The 415-nt window shown below is 68.2% G+C and carries 1 pseudogene; it reads left to right on the top strand.

Features of this window, described 5'->3' with window-relative positions:
* Positions 1–40: 40 nt before the first annotated feature.
* A pseudogene (locus tag UK23_RS47820) lies at positions 41–415 on the top strand (hypothetical protein); the annotation flags it as partial.

Genomic DNA, 415 nt, shown 5'->3' with positions numbered 1-415 from the left:
CCCCCAGGGGGCAGGCCAATCGGGATCGATTCCGTTGGTGGTGTCGGCCAAGACGCCGGGGGCGTTGAAGGGGCAGGTCGAGCGGATCCGGGCGTTGGTGGCCAGCGGGATGTCCGCTGTGGACGTCGGGTTCTCGTTGGCGACTACGCGCGCGCTGTTCGAGCACCGGGCCGTTTTGGTGGACGACGAGGTTGTCGCTGAAGGAGTTGCGGGCGGGAAGCCGTTGGCGTTCCTGTTCTCCGGGCAAGGGGCGCAGCGGGTCGGGGCAGGGCGGGAGCTGTACGAGGCGTTCCCGGTGTTCGCGGAGGCGCTTGACGCCGCGTTGGTGAACCTTGATCCGGCGTTGCGGGACGTCATGTGGGGTGAGGATCAGGAGGCGCTGAACCAGACCGGGTTCGCGCAGCCGGCGATCTTT

Source organism: Lentzea aerocolonigenes, from assembly GCF_000955955.1.
Lineage (GTDB): Bacteria > Actinomycetota > Actinomycetes > Mycobacteriales > Pseudonocardiaceae > Lentzea > Lentzea aerocolonigenes_A.
Note: the sequence above shows the minus strand (reverse complement) of the source record. Positions and strands in the feature narration are given on the sequence as shown.